Genomic DNA, 20,933 nt, shown 5'->3' with positions numbered 1-20,933 from the left:
TAAAATACGAATTATTCGTAATTCACTCTCGATATTTTATATTAATTAGTAAATCCATACAAAAAAAGAAAGCCACGTATATACGTGGCTTTCTTTTTATTATAATAATCTTCTTTTTTAAGAAACTGCTTTTAGTTTCTTTAAAGTTATTTTCGATAATTTTTCTTCGGCGTAAGCCTTAGTAACCTTAAGCTCGGTATCGTCGCTACTTGGTAACTCGAACATGGCATCGGTTAAAATTTCCTCACATAAAGAACGTAAGCCTCTCGCTCCTAATTTATATTCGATAGCTTTGTCAACAATATAATCTAAGGCTCCATCGGTAATTTTAAAATCAATATCATCCATAGAGAATAATTTTTGATACTGTTTTATAATTGCGTTTTTAGGCTGTGTAAGTATGGCTCTTAAAGTATCGGCATCTAAAGGATCCATGTAAGTTAATACCGGCAAACGACCAATAATTTCAGGTATTAATCCAAAATCTTTTAAATCCTTCGGAATAATATATTGAAGTAAATGGTTTTTATCTACTACATTATCTGAAATGGAAGCACTATATCCAACAGCCTGCATATTTAAACGTCTAGAAATAACACGATCGATACCATCGAAAGCACCACCAGCAATAAATAAAATATTTTCGGTATTTACTTCGATAAACTTTTGATCGGGATGCTTACGACCACCCTTTGGCGGTACATTTACAACCGTTCCTTCTAATAATTTTAATAAAGCCTGTTGCACACCTTCACCCGAAACATCTCGAGTTATTGAAGGATTATCGCTTTTACGAGCAATTTTATCAATTTCATCAATAAAAACAATCCCCTTTTCTGCTTTTTCTAGGTTGTAATCGGCTGCTTGTAATAAACGTGTTAAAATGCTTTCTACATCTTCACCAACATAACCAGCTTCTGTTAATACCGTGGCATCAACAATTGCTAAAGGCACATTTAACATTTTAGCAATGGTTTTAGCTATTAATGTTTTTCCTGTACCCGTTTGACCAACCATGATGATATTACTTTTTTGTATTTCAATATCATCTGAGGTATTGGGTTGTAATAAACGTTTGTAATGGTTGTAAACTGCTACAGACATTACTTTTTTGGTCATATTCTGACCAATAATATATTCGTCTAAAAACTCTTTTATTTGCTGTGGTTTGCGCAGTTTTAACTCGGCAGATAAATCGTCTGAATCGGATTGTTTCGATTCTTCTAAAACAATACCATGTGCTTGCTCAATACATCTATCGCAAATGTGAGCATCTAATCCTGCTATCAATAAATTAGTTTCTGGTTTTTTACGACCACAAAATGAACATTCTAATTCTTCTTTCGCCATTATACTTATTTAATTGTAAAAGTAAGCTTTTCAATTTCTAATGCTTAAGCTTATATATTTAAAAGTGCTAATTTATTGAAAATTAATGTAATTACATTTTCAATAAAAAAACACTTTTGATATCAAATCTAAATTATTAGACTTTTTTTATTAATAATTAATTACGAGCTAAAATCTCGTCAATCATACCGTATTCTTTAGCTTTATCGGCTTTCATCCAATAATCTCTATCACTATCGGCATATACTTTGTCGTAATCTTGACCAGAATGCTTACTAATAATGTTATATAGTTCTTCTTTTAAGATTAAGATTTCTCTTGCAGTAATTTCTATATCACTCGCCTGACCTTGCGCACCGCCTAATGGTTGGTGAATCATAACACGAGAATGGGTTAAACCACTGCGTTTTCCTTTAGCGCCTGCACAAAGTAAAACCGCTCCCATAGAGGCTGCCATACCTGTACAAATAGTTGCTACATCTGGTTTAATAAATTGCATGGTATCGTAAATACCTAAACCAGCGTAAACACTTCCACCTGGAGAATTAATATAAATTTGAATGTCTTTATTAGCATCGGTGCTTTCTAAAAACAAAAGTTGTGCTTGTATGATGTTTGCTACCTGATCATTGATAGCCGTTCCCATAAAAATAATACGATCCATCATTAAACGAGAAAACACATCGAAAATAGCGATATTCATTTGGCGCTCTTCAATAATGTTTGGTGTTAAATTTGTTGGATACATACTACTTATAATTTTATTGTAATATGTACTGCTTATTCCTTGATCTTTTATCGCGAATTTTTCAAATTCTTTTGCGTAATCCATAATGTTACTTGTTATGTTTTTAAACTAATTCCTTAATATTCAATTGTATGAGATTTTAAATGTTGGAAGATTTACTGTTTTAAAAAAAACAGGCCTGCTTATTCAACAAATTAGGCGCTTTAATAAATTTATTAAAGCGCCTAAATATAAGGAATTATTCTTTAAAAGGTAAGGAATTATTTATCTCCGTAAACTTCTTTTACAAAGTCTTCGTAACTTAATTCTTTAACTTTAATATTTGCTTTTTCTTTATAAAGTGCTAATAATTTCTGACTAATTAATTGTTCAGAAATACGACGCGCTTCATCTTGATTTGATAAAATTCGAGCAGCAATATCGTCTAATTCCTTCTCTGAAGGATTTGTTTGACCAAATTGAGCCATTTGTGCTTTTATCATTGTTTTTGTTTGATTTCTAATATCATCCATAGTAATTTGAATGTTATTGTCGGTAATCAATTTGCTTTCAATTAATTGATAACGCAAGCTTTTTTCTGATTTCTCGTATTCTTCTTTTGCTTGATCGCTATCTAAAGGCTTCTCACCAGCTGTTTGCATCCATTTTTGTAAGAATTCTGCAGGTAAATCGAATTTTGTATTTTCAACTAAAAATTCAGTAACATCATTTAAAAGCTTTTGATCTGCTTGTTGTGCAAATTGTCTTTCGGCGTCTTCTTTAATTTTAGCTTTTAATTCGGTTACATTTGAAACAACATCTTTACCAAATAATTTATCAAATAATTCTTGGTCTAAATCTGCTAATTCACGTGTGTTTATTTCAGAAATTGTAAATGTTACTTCGATATCTAAACCATGAACCTCATCGTGACCAATTTTTAACGCATGCATTAATTCGTGATCATCGCTGTAAAGTCCTTTTGTATTTAAAGTAAGAACATCGCCAACTTTAGCTCCTATAAATTGTTTTTCGGTAGCATCGCCAGCAAATTTATCTAAAGTAAGGGTTACTTTGTTTTCAATATCGCGCTCTTCATTTTTGTAAACACCTGTAATTTCACTAGTTTTCTCAACAACAGCTTGAGAGACTAACTTACCATATTGTTTTTGAATATTAGCTACTTGCTCATCAAGCATTTTTTCGTCTGCAATTATTTTATATTCTGTAATTGCATCTTTAGTATCTAAACTTACTTCAAATTCTGGTGCTAAACCTAATTCAAATTCAAAAGAAAATGACTCAGCATTCCAATCGATTTGATCTTGAGGTTTTGGTAATGGTTGTCCTAATACATCTAACTTTTCTTCAGTTAAATATTTGTTTAAAGCATCTTGTAATAGTTTATTAACTTCATCAACCAATACAGCTTGACCATATTGCTTTTTTACCATACCCATAGGCACATGCCCTTTTCTAAATCCAGGAATGTTAGCTGTTTTACGGTAATCTGCTAATATTTTTTCAACTTTATCGCTGTAATCTTCTTTAGCGATATCTACTTTTACTACAGCATTTAATGCATCAACGTTTTCTCTTGTAATATTCATTTTAAATGATATAAAGCCTTTTTAGAGGCATTTAACAAATATGTTTAATCAACAAACCAATTCTTGTAACCAAAATTGGGTGGCAAAAATACAATATTTTTGCCACCCAACAAAGTTTTTAATTGCTTGATTTTAAGCTATTTTTTATCTTCATTTAAAAGCGAATTTAATATGGAATGCAATATAGAAAGCAGGATACTAAAGATAATGGCTACCCAAATACTACTAACAGCGAAGCCAGCAATTAAGTAATCGGCTAACAAAATAATAAGCGCGTTAATAATGAGCAAAAACAAGCCTAAAGTTACAATGGTTATTGGCAAGGTTAATACCACCAAAATGGGTTTTACCAATAGGTTTAAAATTGATAAAACAACCGCAACGATAATAGCTGTTACATAAGAATCTACAGTTACACCCGATAAAAAATGAGCGATTACAAAAACTGCTATGGCATTTAATAAAAGTTTGATAATGAGTTTCATATATTAAAATTTTAATATGTAATATACGAATTTATTGAACAAACCCCATCACGGCATCAAAAAAGTCGGTTGGATTTTCGGCATGCAACCAATGTCCTGCATTGGCAATGGTTACAATAGTTGCTTTTGGAAAATGGGTTTTTATAATACTTTCATCGCCAACTCCTATGTATTCAGACCTGTCACCTCTTAAAAACAGTGTGTCTTTTTTAAAAGTTGCATAACTTGGCAAGGGTTCGCCTACTTCGGCTACTTCATCCTTTAAAACATCAATATTTATGCGTAGCGCAAGCTTTCCTTTTTCTTTCCAATATAAATTTTTTAACAAAAACTGACGGGTTTCTAGATCGTGCACATAATTGCTTAAAACTTTATCGGCTTGGCCTCGGCTTTTTATTTCATCAAAGTTTAAAGCACTTAATCCGTTTAAAATACCGTCGTGGTGCACAGGATAAAAGCGTGGAGAGATATCGGCAATTATTAGTTTAGAAACCAATTCTGGATACATGGTAGCGAATAACATCGCTGTTTTTCCTCCCATGGAATGTCCCAGCAAAACAATATCTTTTAAATGGTTGTGGTCGCAATAATGTTTCAAGTCTTCGACCATCACTTCATAACTAAAGGCATCATCGTGAAAACTGTGTCCGTGATTTCTCTGGTCAAGTAAATGCACCTCGAAATTTTCTTCACTAAATTGAATTCCCAGCGTTTTCCAGTTATCACTCATTCCTAAGAAACCATGTAAAATAACAAATGGATGGCCTTCGCCTAAAATATTTGAATGTAAAAGCATTATTTTAATTTATGTAAATACATTTGAATAACATTTTCAACGCCTAAGTACAAACTTTCTGCAATTAAGGCGTGCCCTATGGATACTTCTAACAATCCAGGAATTTCATCTTTAAAAAATTTAATATTTTCTAGAGACAAATCGTGCCCTGCATTAATACCCAAACCTAATTCGTTGGCTAACTTAGCACTGTTAAAATAAGGTGTTATTGCCTGTTTATTTCCTAATCCGTATTGGTGTGCATAAGCTTCGGTATATAACTCGATTCTATCGGTTCCAGTAGCTTTTGCGCCTTCAATTTGTTCTAAAACAGGATCTACAAATATGGATGTTCTAATACCGTTTTGTTGAAACTCTTTTATAACATCAACTAAAAAATCTTTATGTTTAATGGTATCCCATCCTGCATTACTGGTTATAGCATCCTCGGCATCTGGCACCAAAGTAACTTGTGTAGGTTTAACTTCTAACACTAATTTTAAAAAAGATTCTACTGGGTTTCCCTCGATATTATATTCTGTATAAACTACAGGTTTTAAATCGCGGGCATCCTGGTAACGAATGTGGCGTTCGTCTGGTCTTGGATGAATGGTTACACCTTCGGCACCAAAACGCTGTACATCTTTTGCAAACTGCACAACATTAGGCACATCGCCACCTCTGGAATTTCTTAAAGTTGCTATCTTGTTAATATTTACACTTAACTTTGTCATGTATTATGGTTTTAAAAGACAAAAATACAAAGTAGAACAGGCTTATGTACTTTTTTTTTGATTAATTTGCATAGCTATAACAAGGATCATAATGAATTTATCTGAATACATTATTAACGATATAAAACCACTTGACAGAAGTAGTAAAATAAGTGATTTACAACTTTTGTTTAATCAGCTTACGTTTACCCATATTCCTATTAAAGATAGCAATAATGTTTTTATGGGTAGTTTTTCTGAAACCGATGCCCATTGTTTCGAGAGTAACAAATCGCTTGCAGAATACCAATATGCTATTGAAGATTTTTTTGTTAGGGATACAACACAATGGTTAGATGTTATTGAAGCCTTTGCGAAGAATTCGACAAATATTCTTCCTGTTTTAAACGATAAAAACGAATATTTAGGCTATTTCGAACTTAATGATATTATTAGTTTATTTAGCGAAACACCGTTTTTTGCGGAAGCTGGCGGTGTAATTGTGGTAGAAAAAGGTATTAATGATTACTCATTTAGTGAAATTAGCCAGATTGTAGAATCGAACAACGGAAAATTATTAGGCGCTTTTATTTCTAATATGACTTCCGATTTGGTTCAAATTACATTAAAAATTGGAAGCTTAGGCCTAAACGAGATCATTCAACACTTAAGACGCTACAGTTATAACATCATTTCTGAACATGAAGAAGATAGCTATATCGAGAGTTTAAAAGACCGATCGGATTACCTAAACAAATATTTAAACATTTAATTTATGAAGATTGCCGTATTTGGTCGATTTTACAATGCAACTACAACCATATCTGTAGAACGTTTATTTAGTTTTTTACTAGAAAAAAATATTGATGCCTACATTGAAACAGAGTTTTTCAACATCATTAAAAAAGAATCACCAAATATTGACGATTACCGCGCGTTTAAAACCTTCGATACCTTAGATAAATCTTTCGACCTTTTGGTAAGTATTGGTGGCGATGGTACTATTTTAAGAGCTATAGTTTTTGTTAAAGATATAGGCATTCCCATTATTGGAATTAATACCGGGCGCCTCGGCTTTTTAGCTACCATACAAGTCGATCAAATTGAAAAAGCCATTCAAAATATAATTGATGGTAAATATAAAATATCAGAGCGCAGTTTATTATCTATAGAAACATCGCCCGAGAACGAAACAATAACAGAATTAAACTTTGCCTTAAACGAAATTGCTGTAAGCCGTAAAAATACAACCTCGATGATTACCGTAGAAACGCATTTAAACGATGAGTATTTAACATCGTATTGGAGCGACGGACTCATAATTTCTACTCCAACGGGCTCTACCGGATACTCCTTAAGTTGCGGTGGCCCCGTTATAACGCCAGATACCAATAGTTTTATATTAACGCCAATTGCACCACACAACTTAAGTGCGCGACCTTTAATAATACCCGATTCTACAGAAATAAAACTACGTGTTTCAGGCCGCGAAGACAACCACTTGGTTTCATTAGATTCTCGCATTGCAACCCTAGATAATGGTACTTTAATTACCATTAAAAAAGCCGATTTTAAAATTAAAATGATAGACCTTTTAAATGAAAGTTTCTTGGGCACGCTAAGAAAAAAGCTGCTTTGGGGTGAAGACAACAGAAATTAAACAATATTTCCTTATAAATTTAGTTTTACACTAATACAATTTAAATCAAATGGCCTTAGGCTCATCATATTTATTATATTTGCAAACTTTCTAACATTTATGAGGTATTTAATAGTATTGATATTAAGCGTTTTAAGCATTCAAATAAGTCATTCTCAAATAAATGAACTAGGCGTTTTTTTAGGCGGAAGTAACTTTATTGGAGATGTGGGCGCTACCGATTATATTGCTCCCAATCAATTTGCGTTTGGTGGTATTTATAAATGGAATCGCAGTAAAAGACACTCCTACAGAGCATCGATTATTTTTAGTGAACTAGAAGGTATCGATACAAATTCAGACGATCCCAGACGCATTCAACGTGGTTATGAATTTAATTCCAACATATTAGAACTTTCAATAGGTATGGAATTTACGTTTGTAGATTTCAACTTGCATTCTGGAACTAAAGTAGCAACACCTTATTTATTTGCAGGCATTTCCGGTGCTCACCACGACAACCATTACTTTTTAAACGGGGTGCAAACCAACGAAAATGCCTCTAGCTGGGCCTTTGGAATTCCTATGGGCTTAGGTTTTAAAACATCTTTTGTGGAAGGTTTTATTTTAGGTATAGAAATTGGTGCCCGTTACACGTTTTCAGACGAATTAGACGGAAGCCTACCAAGTAAACCAGAAAACCAACCGTACAGATTTGGAAATATTAATAATAATGATTGGTATATGTTTACAGGAATAACCTTAACTTATACCTTTGGAGAAAATCCATGTTACTGTTTCAATTAAAATGAATTTAAAAGCACACGTTCTCGATAATAAATTACCAAAACACATCGCCATAATTATGGATGGCAACGGGCGTTGGGCAAAACAAAAAGGCATGATGCGCGCTTTTGGTCATGAAAATGGCACAAAATCTGTTCGAGAAGTTGTTGAAGCTTGTGCCGAACTAGGCATTGAAAATTTAACTTTATACGCCTTCTCTACCGAAAACTGGAACAGACCAAAACTAGAAGTACAAACCCTAATGAAGCTGTTAGTTTCTGCACTTAAAAAAGAAATTAAAACGCTTCAGGACAACAATATAAAACTTTCTGCCATTGGCAATTTAAATACCTTACCTAACAATGTTTCTAAAGAACTCCATGAGGTAATGGACCAAACCAGCCAAAATAATAGAATGACTTTAACGCTGGCTTTAAGCTATGGATCTCGGGAAGAATTAATAAATACTGTTAAAGAGATTAGTATTAAAGTTAAAAATAATATAATTTCGCCCGAAATAATTGATGAATCAATTATAAATGAGCATCTTTACACGCAAAATTTACCAGATGTAGACCTGCTTATTAGAACTAGTGGAGAGCAACGCATAAGTAATTTTTTACTTTGGCAAATTGCATATGCTGAATTGTATTTTACGAGCATTTTATGGCCCGATTTTACCAAACAGCATTTATACGAAGCTATTATTGAATATCAAAAAAGAGAACGACGATTTGGGAAAACAAGTGAACAACTCAGTTAATATAATACCTTTGACAAAATTTTTAAAACACTGCTTAACACTATTGCTTTTAGCTGTTAGCATTAGTACCACTGCACAAGACTTACCTTATAGTAATGGTAAAAAATATACACTAGGAGATATTACAGTAGCAGGAAATACTTCATTTAGCGAACAAACCATCATTACTTATTCTGGATTAAGAAAAGGTGCCGAAATGAATATTCCCGGTGAAGATATCGGGGCTGCCATTAAAAAATTATGGAACTCTAAACTGTTTAGTGATATTGAAGTTTACATCACTAAAATTGAAGGTGATGTTGCTTTTTTAGAAATAAGACTTTCAGACTTACCCCAACTTAACGAACTTAAAATTAATGGGGTAAAAAAATCTAAATTTGAAGAAATCATTAAAGACAATAAACTTGATAAAGGGGTTAAAGTTACCGAAAACCTTATAACAACTACAAAAAACTACCTCACCAATAAATACAAAAAAGAAGGTTTCTATAATGCTAAAGTTTATATAAATACCATCGATGTTAAAGACTCTGTACAAACATCGCGAGTTAACATGGTATTAAATATTGATAAAGGTGAAAAAGTAAAAATTGATCATATTATATTTGATGGAAATACAATTTTAAGTGAGAAAAAGCTTAGAAAAAGTATGAAAAACACCAAACAAAAAAATCCTATTAGACTCTTAAAACGATCGAAATATATTGAAGCAGACTACAAAGAAGATTTAGTTAGTTTAATAGATAGATACAAAGAAAACGGCTATAGAGATGCTCGTGTTATTTCTGATAGTATTATTGTAAACGATGATAAAAGCATTACGCTTAAAATCAATTTAGAAGAAGGAGAAAAATACACTTTTGGAAACATCAATTTTATTGGAAACACCGTTTATACAAATCAGCAACTAACACGTATGCTGCGTATTAATAAAGGAGACACCTATAATGGGGTACTTTTACAAAAACGCTTAGCAGACCAAACAAAACCAGACGGAGACGACATAACCAACTTATATCAAAATAACGGGTATTTATTCTCTAGTATTAACCCTGTTGAAGTAAGTGCCGATAACAATGTTATCGATATGGAAATTAGAATAACCGAAGGTAAACCGGCATATTTTAATAGTGTATCGGTAGTTGGTAACGATAAAACCAACGACCATGTTATTTATCGTGAAATACGCACACGCCCGGGGCAGTTATACAGCAAAGCCATGGTTGTTCGTACGGTACGTGAATTAGGGCAACTAGGATTTTTTGATGCTCAAGAAATTTCACCAGACTTTATAAACCCTAATCCAAACGAAGGAACTATCGATATGCAATATTCTGTTAAAGAAACAGGATCGAGCCAAATAGAGCTTCAAGGAGGCTACGGTGGTGGTGGTTTTATTGGTACTTTAGGTTTGTCGTTTAATAACTTTTCTATAAAAGACATTTTCAAAAAAGATGCCTATAAACCAATCCCTATGGGAGACGGTCAAAAACTAGCATTACGATTACAGGCAAGCCGCTTTTTTCAAACTTATAGTTTTTCGTTCTCAGAACCTTGGTTAGGAGGTAAACGCCCAGTACAGTTCTCGACATCTATATCGCACACAAAACAGTTTCTATTTGATGGTTTAACTGGTAATGCTGATAAATCTAAAAGTTTTAATATTACAGGTGTAACTGTAGGTTTAGCCAAACGTTTAAGAGTACCAGACGATTATTTTACTTTGTCGCAAGCTTTAAGCTTCCAGCGTTACGATTTAAATAATTATAACACAGGTTTATTTACATTTGGTGATGGTTATGCTAACAATTTATCCTATACCGTAGGATTAAGTAGAGATAACACCAACATCGACCCTATTTATCCAACAGGAGGTTCTAGATTTAGTGTAACCGCGAAAATGTCGTTACCATATTCATTATTTGATGGTGAAGATTACGATCAATTAGAAGAAGACAGAGCTATAGCAGATACAAATGGTGATTTCGAAGAGGTTGCTCGTATCGATCAAGAGCGCTATAAATGGTTAGAATTTTACAAAGTAAACTTTAAAGGCGAATGGTATACACAAGTAGCAAAAGATTTAGTTTTAAGACCTAGTGTAGAATTTGGTTTTTTAGGAGCTTATAACAATGCTAGAGGTGTTATTCCTTTCGAACGATTCTTTTTAGGAGGTGATGGTCTTGGAAATTTTAGTATTGATGGTCGTGAAGCTATTGCTTTACGCGGGTATCCAAACCAATCTATTCAGCCTATAAATAGTATAACTGGACAAGTTTCAAACGATGGTGCAACTATTTATAACAAATTCTCATTAGAGTTAAGATATCCTATTACCTTAAAAGCATCGGCTAAAATATATGCTTTAAGCTTTTTAGAAGGTGGTACTGCTTACAACAGTTTTAGAGATTATAATCCGTTTAATCTTAAACGTTCTGCAGGTTTAGGTATTCGTATTTTCATGCCTGCATTTGGTTTACTAGGTATCGATTTTGGTCATGGTTTCGACCCAGTTCCTGGAGACACTGTTAAGAGTGGTTGGCAAACACATTTTATTATTGGACAACAATTTTAATTTTTGGCACGATATTTTCTAATATTAATTTGAGTATTAGGAAAGAAATAAAAATTTAATAATAAAATTCGTTAATTTTGAAAACATAATTCCTTGAATAGACAGAATAAATCTTATTAATCGTCGTTTTAAGAAATTATAACCAACAGAATTTAAACAGATGAAACGAACATTATTAAAAACATTAAATATAAAAAAGCCTAATAATTGTAAGTTTCGTGTGATAACTAGTAGTAATATGATTAAACACATGAAAAAAAACGTTCTTTTTTTACTGACTTTAATTTCCTTAATAAGCCTAACATCGCATGCTCAAAGAGGCGTTCGTATTGGCTATATAGATACCGAGTATATTTTAGAGAACGTTCCAGAATACCAAGAAGCCACCGCCCAATTAAATGCCAAAGCTGTTAAATGGAAAAACGAAATAGACTCGAAATTAAGTGCTATAGAGCAAAAAAGAAAAGACTTAAGTAACGAGAAAGCCCTTTTAACAAAGGAATTGATTGATGAGCGTGATGAAGATATTGCTTTTGAAGAAAAAGAGATATTGGACTATCAACAAAAACGTTTTGGTCCAAATGGCGATTTGTTTTTACAGAAAAAACAACTGATGCAGCCCATACAAGATCAAATTTTTGCTGCGGTACAAGACATTGCATCAAAAAAACAATATGATTTTATTTTTGATAAATCATCGGATGCAGTGATGTTATATTCTGAAAAACGCTTCGATTTAAGTGAACAGATAATACGAAGCATTTCAAGAACATCGAAACGCACTCAAGTTACCAATAAAGCAGAACGAAAAGCTGCAGAAGCTGAAGAATTAATTCCAGAGATTAATTACGAATTAGAAGAACGCGAAAAAGCATTAGAAGCTAAAAAAGCCGAACGCGAGAGTGCTATAGAAAAACGAAGACAAGAAATTTTAGATGCTCGTGAAGCTAAAAAACAAGAAGCCGAGGCTAGAAGATTAAAAATATTAGAGGAACGCGAAAAAGCTAAACAAGCGAAATTAGATGCTAGAAATTCTGTAACACAAGGCGAAACAGAAGCAGGTACAGTAGAAAACACTGCTACCCAAACTTCTAAAACCGATGCAGAACCAACAAAAACAAGAGCACAGTTAATTGAAGAGAACAGACTTAAAAAATTAGCCGAACGCGAGGCCAGAAAAAAAGAATTAGAAGCAAGAAAACAAGCTATTTTAGACGCAAGACAAAAAGCAAAAGACACTATAAACAATTAAAAAAACAATTTATAACACACATTAACACTATTTAAAAATGAAACAATTAAAAACCCTTTTATTAGCTACAGCATTAATTATTGGATCTGTTAGTTTTACAACAGCTCAAAGTAAAGTTGCGCATATAAATACACAAGAATTAATTACTGCTATGCCTGAAATGAAAGCGGCTCAAGCACAATTAGAAACTTTAAGTAAAACGTATCAAACAGATATTCAAAATTCTGTTACAGAGTTTCAAAATTTATTAAAACAATACGAAGCAGAAGCTCCTACGAAAACAGAGGAAGAAAATGCTAAAAGAGGTCAGGAAATTCAAGAAAAACAACAACGTATTCAACAATTTCAAGCAGACGCTCAAAAAGATTTACAAAAAAAAGAACTTGATTTATTAAAACCAATTACAGAAAAAGCTAAAGCTGCTATTTTAAAAGTTGCTAGAGCTCAAGGTTTTGATTATGTTTTAGATTCTGCTCAAGGTGTAACTATTTTAGCAGATGGTAAAAACTTACTTGACGATGTTAAGAAGTCTTTAGGCATCTAATTTAAACACAAATAAATTATATAGAAAGCTGCTTTTTAAAAGGCAGCTTTTTTATTTTTGTTAAACTATGAATACACAACCTATTGGCATTTTCGATTCTGGTGTTGGTGGCACTTCTATTTGGAGAGAAATCCATGCATTACTACCCCATGAAAATTGTATTTATTTGGCCGATAGTTCCAATGCGCCTTATGGTCCAAAGGGTAAAGAGGCTATTATTAATTTAAGCATTAAAAACACCGAATACCTTATAAAGCAAAATTGCAAACTCATTGTTGTAGCCTGCAACACAGCAACAACAAACGCTATAAGTATTTTAAGAGAAAACTATAACATCCCTTTTATTGGCATAGAACCAGCCATTAAACCCGCTGCGTTACAAAGTAAAACTCAAGCTATTGGTATTTTAGCAACCAAAGGTACTTTAAGCAGCGAATTGTTTTCTAAAACTTCCAGCTTATTTACCAATAATATAAAAGTAATTGAACAAGTTGGAGATGGTATTGTAGAACTTATTGAAAGTGGCAACTTATTCTCTGATGCTTTAAAAAACCTTTTAAAAGTCTATTTAAAACCTATGATTGATGCTCATATTGATTATTTGGTTTTAGGTTGTACACACTACCCCTATTTAATGCCTATTTTATTAGAATTGCTACCAAAACATGTAAAAATAATAGACTCTGGTGAAGCTGTGGCGCGACAAACCAAAGCTATTTTAGAGAGACATGTATTATTAAATACCCGTTTAACACCTTCTGAAAATAAATTTTTTACAAATGGAAATCCTGAAGTAATGGCTAGCTTATTGGGTAATAAATATCTTGTTGAATATTTAAAATTTTAATGGTACTCGCATTTGCGTTAGCGATTGAAACGGCATCCTTTTTTGAGGTACGAGAAAAAGATATAGTGTAAAGCGCGACCCTTGTGGTAACGCCCTATTCTTTAAACCAGCTTGAATACTTTATATAATTATTGGCAATTCTATCTATTTGTCCGGAGATGAGTTCCTCGCTAATATCCTTTACTTTTTTTGCTGGTACGCCTGCATAAATGCTGCCAGATTCTACTCGCGTATTTTGCGTAACTACGGCTCCTGCTGCGATAATACTATTACTTTCTATAACGCAATGATCCATGATAATACTGCCCATGCCCACCAAAACATTATCGTGTATGGTGCAACCGTGAACAATGGCATTATGACCAATAGAAACGTTGTTTCCAATGGTTGTAGGCGCGGTTAAATAGGTGGCATGAATTACAGCGCCATCTTGAACATTTACCTTATTGCCCATGGTAATTGAATTTACATCGCCTCTAATGACCGCATTAAACCATACACTACATTGTGAGCCAGCTTTTACATTACCAACAATGGTAGCGTTTTCGGCAATATAACAATCGTCTGGAAGTTCTGGAGAGATTCCGTTTACAGGTTTTATAACAGGCATAATAAAAATTTAAAATGTTCTAGTTTACTGCAGGGCAATTACAACTGTATTTTTCGCGTTTGCAGCCAAAATTATATCCTAAAGTGAACTGATGAAAGCCGCCGTTTGTAAAAACTATGGCATTAGACTGGTAGGTATAATTGTAAGCGAACATAAATTGATTGTAATTTACGCCAAGTATGGGTGTTATTTGTTGTAGTTTCTGGCTCTCGATTGAACCAGAATCATTAAAATACTCGGCGCCATCGAAACTTTTTCTAAAGGATAAACCGCCCCAGATTTTTCCGAAATCCATTTGTTTATAAACCTTGGCATTTAAATCGATTGAAGATTCTTTTGTACCATCTTTATATTGATACATTATTGACGGTTCGTAACTCCATTCGCTACCAAATTTACTGTAAACATAACCTAGAGAAAGCAAAAAGCGTCTAAGATTGCTAGTTATTTCAATATCGTTATTAACGCCAGAATTTTTTAATACATTTTTTATGGTTCCGTGGGCATAAAAATCGAGATATTGGTATGAAAACCCAAAATCCATATTAAAATTTGTAGCATTTTGTACAATACCGTCAATTCCCGGGTCGAACCCGTCTGATGGGAATGTTGTTTCGTCTAAGCGGTATTGTATAACGCCCGCGCTTAATCCGAAAGACAGCATATTTAAATCGACTTCACTTCGGGAAAACATTAAATGATGTGCATAAGTTACATAAGCCCCATTTTGAGAATGATACCCATTTTTATCTTTAAAAAGAATACCTCCAACTGCCGATGGCGTATCGCCTATACGGCCATTAATACTTAATGTCATTAATCTTGGTGCATCTTCATGACCAAACCATTGCTGTCTGGCTGTTAACCGAACCTTAGCACAATTGGCAGCTCCAGCCATTGATGGGTGAATTAAATAATAATTATCGGTAAGGTAATCTGTGTAAATAGGTAGTCCCTCCTGAGACGTTACAATTTGAGCACTTATTATGGCTATAACTGTTAAAAATATGTTTTTAAATTTCATAAATACGACTCAAAATGTTTGTATTACAACAAACGTTTTATTTATTAAAAAATTTCATAATTAATAAAATAACGACACTGTTATTTAAACCTTAAAAAGGCAACAATTATCAAATATATGGATATCTAAAGTTTTCTTTTAGTATTTTTGTAAAAAATTAGCTAAAATGAAAAGTTTCAAAGTTTCGGTTAGAGAAACCACCAATAATAGTATTGTTAAATTTGAAATTAACCAGTTTATAACTAAACACGAAAGTTATGAATTTAACAATATCGACGAAGCAAAATCTGCTCCGTTAGCGCAACAGTTATTCTTTTTACCTTTTGTAAAAAAGGTTTATATCTCTGGAAATTTTATAGCTGTAGAGCGATATAATATTGTAGAATGGCCAGAAGTTCAAGATGAAGTTGCCGAACAAATAGAGGCTTACTTAAACGATGGTGGCATTATAATAGAAGAAGCCGCGCAGCCTAAAAAAGTACCTGTAACTGTTTATGCAGAAAGCACCCCAAACCCCTCTGTAATGAAATTTGTTGCTAACAAAAAAATTGTAAACACGCTTTTTGAATTTACTTCTATCGACGAAGCTAAATTATCGCCACTGGCAACAGAATTATTTCACTTTCCTTTTGTTAAAAGTGTTTTTATTGAAGAAAACTACGTGTCTATTACAAAATATGACATTGCTGAATGGCAAGACATAACCATAGAATTACGTGAATTTATTAAAGTTTTTATTGAACAAGGCAAAGATATTGTATTACCCGAAGCTGCCGAAACTTTAAAGAAATCGACAGAACAGATAGATAGCCATTTTGAAAGTTTAGACGACACCTCTAAAGAAATTATAAATATTCTGGAAGAATATGTTAAACCAGCTGTTGCCAGCGATGGTGGTAATATCCAGTTTATTTCTTACGATGCCGAAAGTAAAAATGTAAGCGTTATGCTTCAGGGTGCTTGTAGTGGCTGTCCATCTTCTACCTATACCTTAAAAAGTGGTATTGAAAACATGTTAAAAGAAATGCTTCATGGAAAAGTTGAAACCGTAGAAGCTATAAACGGATAATATTCCGTATTTTAAAATTTAAATAGCGCTTAAATTAAGCGCTATTTTTTTTTGTAAAAAATTCAAATTTTAAAATATAATTAGAGCTGTAAAATTGAAAATTGAAATATTTTCTTGCGTTTTCCTTAATAAAGTCTATTATAGTTAATATTTTTGAAGTAAATAAAAAATATGAAACTTATGAATTTAGAAAACATGGACTCTGAAAAATGGATTGCATTAGCAACTGAATATGGATTAAAAATTATTGGAGCGATTCTTATTTGGATAATTGGTACCTGGTTAATAAAATATATTTTGAAGGGTTCCAAAAAAATAATGAGTAAGGCTAATTACGATGAAAGTCTTCAAAAATTCTTAACAAACCTTTTAGGTTGGGGGTTAAGAATTTTATTAATTATTACGCTTTTAGGCACCTTAGGCGTTCCAACAACATCCTTTGCCGCTATTATTGCAGCTGCTGGTTTAGCGGTTGGTTTAGCACTACAGGGCTCTCTAGGAAACTTTGCTGGTGGTGTTTTATTAATGATTTTTAAACCTTTTAAAATTGGCGATTTAATTGAAGCTCAAGGTGAAATTGGTGTGGTAAAACAAATTGAAATTTTTACAACAAAACTAACAGGACTTTCTAACAAAGAAATTATAATACCTAACGGGTCGCTTTCAAATGGTAATATTGTTAATTACACAACCGAAGGTACACGCCGTGTAGATTTAGTTATTGGTGTTAGTTACGATGCTAATATTAAGCAAACTAAAGATGTGTTAATGAATGTACTTACATCTAACCCTAAAATTATTGACACACCTGCTCCTACCGTAAATGTTTTAGAACTGGCAGATAGCTCTGTAAATTTTGCTGTAAGACCTTGGTGTAAAAGTGAAGATTACTGGACTGTTTACTTCGAAACTACCGAAAATATTAAAGAAGCTCTGGATGCAGCAGGAATTGAAATTCCGTATCCGCACCAAGTTGAAATAAGAAAAAATGCTTAAGATTTAGATTTTAAAGCCACAAAATCTTTTAAATAATAAGGTTCAAAATAAGCGACATCTTCGGTGTCGCTTATTTTATATTTATTAAATGCCAAGGCACTCATTTCGTTAGCCGATGGCAATGTATTATCTAAAAAAACAGCATTTGGGTGGTTTATAATTGCTTTCGTTTTTTCAACGCCATTACCAACAAAATAAACTTTACCTTGATTGAGATATTCCGCGAAAGCGTTTTCATCTAAAATCTGAGCTTCTATGGCTCTAATTTCATTGTAATTTGAATCGTATATAGCAGAATAAACTTCCATTCTACGAGCATCTAACATCGATACTATAACCCCATCGGGATTCTTTACCTGATGCGCCAAAGCATGCAATGTAGAAACCGAAATTAACGGCTTATTTAACGCAAAACACAAGCCTTTTGCTGCCGAAACACCAATACGCAAACCCGTATAAGACCCCGGACCTTTGCTTACCGCAACCGCATCTAAAGCTTTAGGGTTTATATCTGATGCCTTTAAAACCGAATCGATAAAAACGTGTAAACTTTCGGCATGCGAGTAGTTTTTGTTATTATCTTCTTTTAAGACGATGGTTTTTCCGTCTTTCGAGATTGCTACCGAACAATTGGTTGTTGCTGTTTCTATGCTAAGAATTAAAGCCAAAATTAATTAGTTAAAGATTTTCCCATGTAAAAGTCTAAAACTTTTGTCTTAAAAACAAAATCATACTTCGCTTTAATTAAAGAAGACTGAGCATTTATAAGTCGAACCCTCGCCTGATCTAAATCAAAAGACGTCATACTACCAATGTTATAGCGCTCTGTTGAATTTTTAAATGCTAATTCCTGTGCTGCTAACGATTTTTTAGAAGCATCGAAAGTTTTAAAAGCAGCTTGTGCATCGGTAAAAGCACGTTGAATATTAGATTCTAAATCTAATTTCGCCTGTTCTAAATTAAGTTTACTATTAGCTTCTTGAACTTTAGATTTTGCTACGGCTGTTTTATTTTGAAATCTGGAGAAAATAGGAATATTGACACCCAGATTAAAACTATGTCCTTTATTTTCGTTAATCTGACTAAAAAATGAAGCAGAATTAGTAAGATTTGAAAAATTTGCTCCCGAGTTAAATCCGTAACCAAAAGACACAGATGGCATATACCCAGATTTTGATATTTGCGTACCAATTTCGGCATTTTCTACCTGCTTTTCGGCTACTTTAACCTCGTTTCTGTTTTGTAAAGCATACTCTAAAACGGGTTTTACATTGTTATATAAAATGGCTTCAGATGGGCTGTCTACTTCTATAAGTTTCACATCGAAACCTTCAAAAGGAACTTGTAATAATTGAGATAAGGTAAGCAGCGCTAAATTAACGTTGTTCTCGGCAACTGTTAGATTTTGTGCATCATTACTCAAGGTTGCTTCGGTATCGTAAATATTGGCTCTAGGTTGTACGCCAGCATCCACTAAACTTTTAACTTGTTCCAGCTGTTTTTTGCTGAACTCATATTGAAATTTAGCTGTTTCCAGGTTTTCTTTATTAAACAAAACGTTTAAATAAGCATTTACAACATTTAAGGAAATATCGTCTTTAATACGTTGTAATTCGAGCGTATTGGTTTCTAAATTTAACTGAGATTGCTTGTATAGATACGTATTTCTAAATCCGTTAAAAACACTTTGAGACACGTTAATACTGGCATTTGTTGAGTGAAATGTTCTGTTTACAAAATTTCCAGCAAAGACTTCAGACTGACCTAAACTAAGCGACTGCGATACATTTGCTCCTAACGATGGTAAAAAATTACCTCGAGATGCAATAACATCTTGTTCATTACTTAGCAAAGTATTTTCGGCTCTTTTAATGGTTATGTTGTTTTCTAACGCATGATTCACACAGGCTTCTAATGTCCAAATATTTTCTTGAGCTTGAAGGCTAGCGCTAATGCATAGTATCATTATTAAAAATTGTTTCATAATATTTAATGCTTTTAAATTCTAGCGTTATGCCTAATTATTTTCATTTTTATCGTCGTCTTCAGAGGCCTTATTCCAAACTTTTATTTTGTCTCCTTTTTTAACACCTTCAGTAATTTCAACATTTATACCATCAGACAGACCCAACTCGACATCCACTTTTTTATATTTTCCATCACCTTCTTGAATTTCAACAAAAGGTTTTTCGGTAATTCTATTGTACTGCAATAATGCCTCACGAATAGCAAGAACGCTGTCTTTCGCTTCAATTTCTATCTCGGCATTGGCACTGTAACCCGCTCGGATATTTTTTGCTGTTTCAACTTTTACATCGGCTTTAATTGTAAACTGTACGGCGCCATTTTCTTCGACACCTTTAGGAGCTATAAAGGTTAATTTTGCTGGAAAATCTTGTCCGGAAATGGCACCCAAAACAACTTTAATTTCTTTACCTTCTTTAATTTTACCAACTTCGGCTTCATCAACTTTTCCTTCAAAAATCATCAAACTCATATCTGCAATGGTAGCAATAGTGGTTCCTGCATTAAAATTATTACTTTCAATTACCTGGTCGCCCTCACGCACAGGAATCTCTAAAATAGTTCCCTGTATTTGAGCGACAATGTTGGTATTTGCCGAACTTCCGCCAGATAAAGACCCCTGCTTAATAATTTGATAATCGTTTTGTGCCTGATTTAAAGTTTCTCTTGCTTGATTAAAAGATAACTCGCTGTTTTCGAAATCTTGTTGTGAAATAACCCCTTTTTCAAACAATGCTTTATTTCTTTTATATAGTGTTTCGGCATTTTTATACGATAAATTAGACGAGGCTATTCTACTTTTTGCACTTGCCATGCTTTGTTCGTTAGGCACTACTCTAATTTTAGCTATTAAATCGCCTTTTTTAACTACATCGCCTTCTTCAACAAAAATTTTATCTACAATCCCCGAAATTTGTGGTTTTAATTCAATCTCTTCTTCTGGATTTAATTTTCCTGTTGCAACCACTTTGGAATTTATTGAAGTGTAAAATGGTTCTTCAACTTTAAAATCTTCTATAGATTTAGAATTAGAATCTTTAAAATATTTCAATACTACTAACAGTAGAATTAAAAAGACGATTCCTAAAATAATTTTAACTGATTTTTTCATTTGATTGTTCTAATAGTTTCTATTTCGTCGAA

21 protein-coding genes are annotated in these 20,933 nt (G+C 33.1%); 10 read left to right on the top strand and 11 right to left on the bottom strand.

Translation table 11 applies throughout. The features are described from left to right. Positions 1–117 precede the first annotated feature (117 nt). The 6 genes from clpX to AW14_RS05445 all read right to left on the bottom strand — a co-directional run bounded on the left by clpX (position 118) and on the right by AW14_RS05445 (position 5,681). Positions 118–1,350, bottom strand: a complete 1,233-nt coding sequence (gene clpX / locus AW14_RS05470) for an ATP-dependent Clp protease ATP-binding subunit ClpX (RefSeq protein WP_044637905.1) — start codon at positions 1,348–1,350, stop codon at positions 118–120. 157 nt (positions 1,351–1,507) lie between these two features. Then, positions 1,508–2,182: an ATP-dependent Clp endopeptidase proteolytic subunit ClpP gene (gene clpP, locus AW14_RS05465; protein ID WP_044637904.1), complete on the bottom strand. Its 675-nt coding sequence runs from the start codon at positions 2,180–2,182 to the stop codon at positions 1,508–1,510. 176 nt (positions 2,183–2,358) lie between these two features. Beyond that, positions 2,359–3,687 carry a trigger factor gene (gene tig, locus AW14_RS05460; RefSeq protein ID WP_044637903.1) on the bottom strand — a complete coding sequence of 443 codons (1,329 nt, stop codon included), beginning with the start codon at positions 3,685–3,687 and terminating at the stop codon, positions 2,359–2,361. 137 nt (positions 3,688–3,824) lie between these two features. Then, on the bottom strand, positions 3,825–4,172 hold the full coding sequence (locus AW14_RS05455) for a phage holin family protein (RefSeq protein WP_044637902.1): 348 nt from the start codon (positions 4,170–4,172) through the stop codon (positions 3,825–3,827). A 31-nt stretch (positions 4,173–4,203) separates the two neighbouring features. Next, positions 4,204–4,968 carry an alpha/beta fold hydrolase gene (locus tag AW14_RS05450; RefSeq protein WP_044637901.1) on the bottom strand — a complete coding sequence of 255 codons (765 nt, stop codon included), beginning with the start codon at positions 4,966–4,968 and terminating at the stop codon, positions 4,204–4,206. After that, positions 4,968–5,681, bottom strand: a complete 714-nt coding sequence (locus AW14_RS05445) for a pyridoxine 5'-phosphate synthase (RefSeq protein WP_044637900.1) — start codon at positions 5,679–5,681, stop codon at positions 4,968–4,970. The genes AW14_RS05450 and AW14_RS05445 overlap by 1 nt, the downstream gene beginning before the upstream one ends. Before the next feature lie 91 nt (positions 5,682–5,772). Between AW14_RS05445 and AW14_RS05440 the strand changes: the two genes are divergently transcribed. The 8 genes from AW14_RS05440 to murI all read left to right on the top strand — a co-directional run bounded on the left by AW14_RS05440 (position 5,773) and on the right by murI (position 14,066). After that, positions 5,773–6,432, top strand: coding sequence for a CBS domain-containing protein (locus AW14_RS05440; protein ID WP_044637899.1), 660 nt, complete (start codon positions 5,773–5,775; stop codon positions 6,430–6,432). A 3-nt stretch (positions 6,433–6,435) separates the two neighbouring features. Next, the gene (locus AW14_RS05435) at positions 6,436–7,320 is read left to right on the top strand and encodes an NAD kinase (RefSeq protein ID WP_044637898.1); all 885 of its coding nucleotides are present in this window, start codon (positions 6,436–6,438) and stop codon (positions 7,318–7,320) included. A gap of 99 nt (positions 7,321–7,419) precedes the next feature. After that, complete coding sequence (gene porG / locus AW14_RS05430) at positions 7,420–8,106, top strand: type IX secretion system protein PorG (protein ID WP_044637897.1); 687 nt, start codon at positions 7,420–7,422, stop codon at positions 8,104–8,106. Position 8,107: 1 nt separating this feature from the next. Next, on the top strand, positions 8,108–8,848 hold the full coding sequence (locus AW14_RS05425) for an isoprenyl transferase (RefSeq protein ID WP_044637896.1): 741 nt from the start codon (positions 8,108–8,110) through the stop codon (positions 8,846–8,848). Next, positions 8,820–11,423 carry an outer membrane protein assembly factor BamA gene (bamA, locus tag AW14_RS05420; protein ID WP_044639501.1) on the top strand — a complete coding sequence of 868 codons (2,604 nt, stop codon included), beginning with the start codon at positions 8,820–8,822 and terminating at the stop codon, positions 11,421–11,423. Before AW14_RS05425 ends, bamA begins: the two co-directional genes overlap by 29 nt. A 250-nt stretch (positions 11,424–11,673) precedes the next feature. Beyond that, positions 11,674–12,675 carry an OmpH family outer membrane protein gene (locus AW14_RS05415; RefSeq protein ID WP_044639500.1) on the top strand — a complete coding sequence of 334 codons (1,002 nt, stop codon included), beginning with the start codon at positions 11,674–11,676 and terminating at the stop codon, positions 12,673–12,675. A gap of 37 nt (positions 12,676–12,712) precedes the next feature. Then, a complete protein-coding gene (locus AW14_RS05410; RefSeq protein WP_044637895.1) occupies positions 12,713–13,219 on the top strand; it encodes an OmpH family outer membrane protein in 507 nt (168 codons plus the stop codon). A gap of 67 nt (positions 13,220–13,286) precedes the next feature. Beyond that, positions 13,287–14,066, top strand: coding sequence for a glutamate racemase (gene murI / locus AW14_RS05405; RefSeq protein ID WP_044637894.1), 780 nt, complete (start codon positions 13,287–13,289; stop codon positions 14,064–14,066). Between the two features lie 94 nt (positions 14,067–14,160). Here murI and AW14_RS05400 read toward each other — a convergent pair whose 3' ends face one another. Both AW14_RS05400 and AW14_RS05395 read right to left on the bottom strand, forming a co-directional pair. Then, positions 14,161–14,676: a gamma carbonic anhydrase family protein gene (locus AW14_RS05400; RefSeq protein WP_044637893.1), complete on the bottom strand. Its 516-nt coding sequence runs from the start codon at positions 14,674–14,676 to the stop codon at positions 14,161–14,163. A 19-nt stretch (positions 14,677–14,695) separates the two neighbouring features. After that, positions 14,696–15,700 carry a PorP/SprF family type IX secretion system membrane protein gene (locus AW14_RS05395; protein ID WP_044637892.1) on the bottom strand — a complete coding sequence of 335 codons (1,005 nt, stop codon included), beginning with the start codon at positions 15,698–15,700 and terminating at the stop codon, positions 14,696–14,698. A gap of 166 nt (positions 15,701–15,866) precedes the next feature. Between AW14_RS05395 and AW14_RS05390 the strand changes: the two genes are divergently transcribed. Together AW14_RS05390 and AW14_RS05385 are read left to right on the top strand one after the other, a co-directional pair. Further along, a complete protein-coding gene (locus AW14_RS05390; RefSeq protein ID WP_044637891.1) occupies positions 15,867–16,769 on the top strand; it encodes a NifU family protein in 903 nt (300 codons plus the stop codon). Positions 16,770–16,949: 180 nt separating this feature from the next. After that, complete coding sequence (locus tag AW14_RS05385; protein WP_245617619.1) at positions 16,950–17,765, top strand: mechanosensitive ion channel family protein; 816 nt, start codon at positions 16,950–16,952, stop codon at positions 17,763–17,765. On the opposite strand, the gene tsaB is transcribed toward AW14_RS05385, so the two are convergent. From tsaB to AW14_RS05370, 3 genes are read right to left on the bottom strand one after another with little or no spacing between them, the layout of a single operon-like run. After that, positions 17,762–18,433, bottom strand: coding sequence for a tRNA (adenosine(37)-N6)-threonylcarbamoyltransferase complex dimerization subunit type 1 TsaB (gene tsaB / locus AW14_RS05380; protein ID WP_044637890.1), 672 nt, complete (start codon positions 18,431–18,433; stop codon positions 17,762–17,764). The two genes, AW14_RS05385 and tsaB, sit on opposite strands and share 4 nt — an antisense overlap. 2 nt (positions 18,434–18,435) lie before the next feature. Then, positions 18,436–19,749 carry a TolC family protein gene (locus tag AW14_RS05375; RefSeq protein WP_044637889.1) on the bottom strand — a complete coding sequence of 438 codons (1,314 nt, stop codon included), beginning with the start codon at positions 19,747–19,749 and terminating at the stop codon, positions 18,436–18,438. A 33-nt stretch (positions 19,750–19,782) separates the two neighbouring features. After that, positions 19,783–20,901, bottom strand: a complete 1,119-nt coding sequence (locus AW14_RS05370) for an efflux RND transporter periplasmic adaptor subunit (RefSeq protein ID WP_044637888.1) — start codon at positions 20,899–20,901, stop codon at positions 19,783–19,785. Positions 20,902–20,933 lie beyond the last annotated feature (32 nt).

This window comes from Siansivirga zeaxanthinifaciens CC-SAMT-1 (genome assembly GCF_000941055.1).
GTDB classification, from domain to species: Bacteria; Bacteroidota; Bacteroidia; order Flavobacteriales; family Flavobacteriaceae; genus Siansivirga; species Siansivirga zeaxanthinifaciens.
The sequence above is the reverse complement of the archived record's forward strand: the minus strand, read 5'-3'. Positions and strand labels throughout refer to the sequence as shown.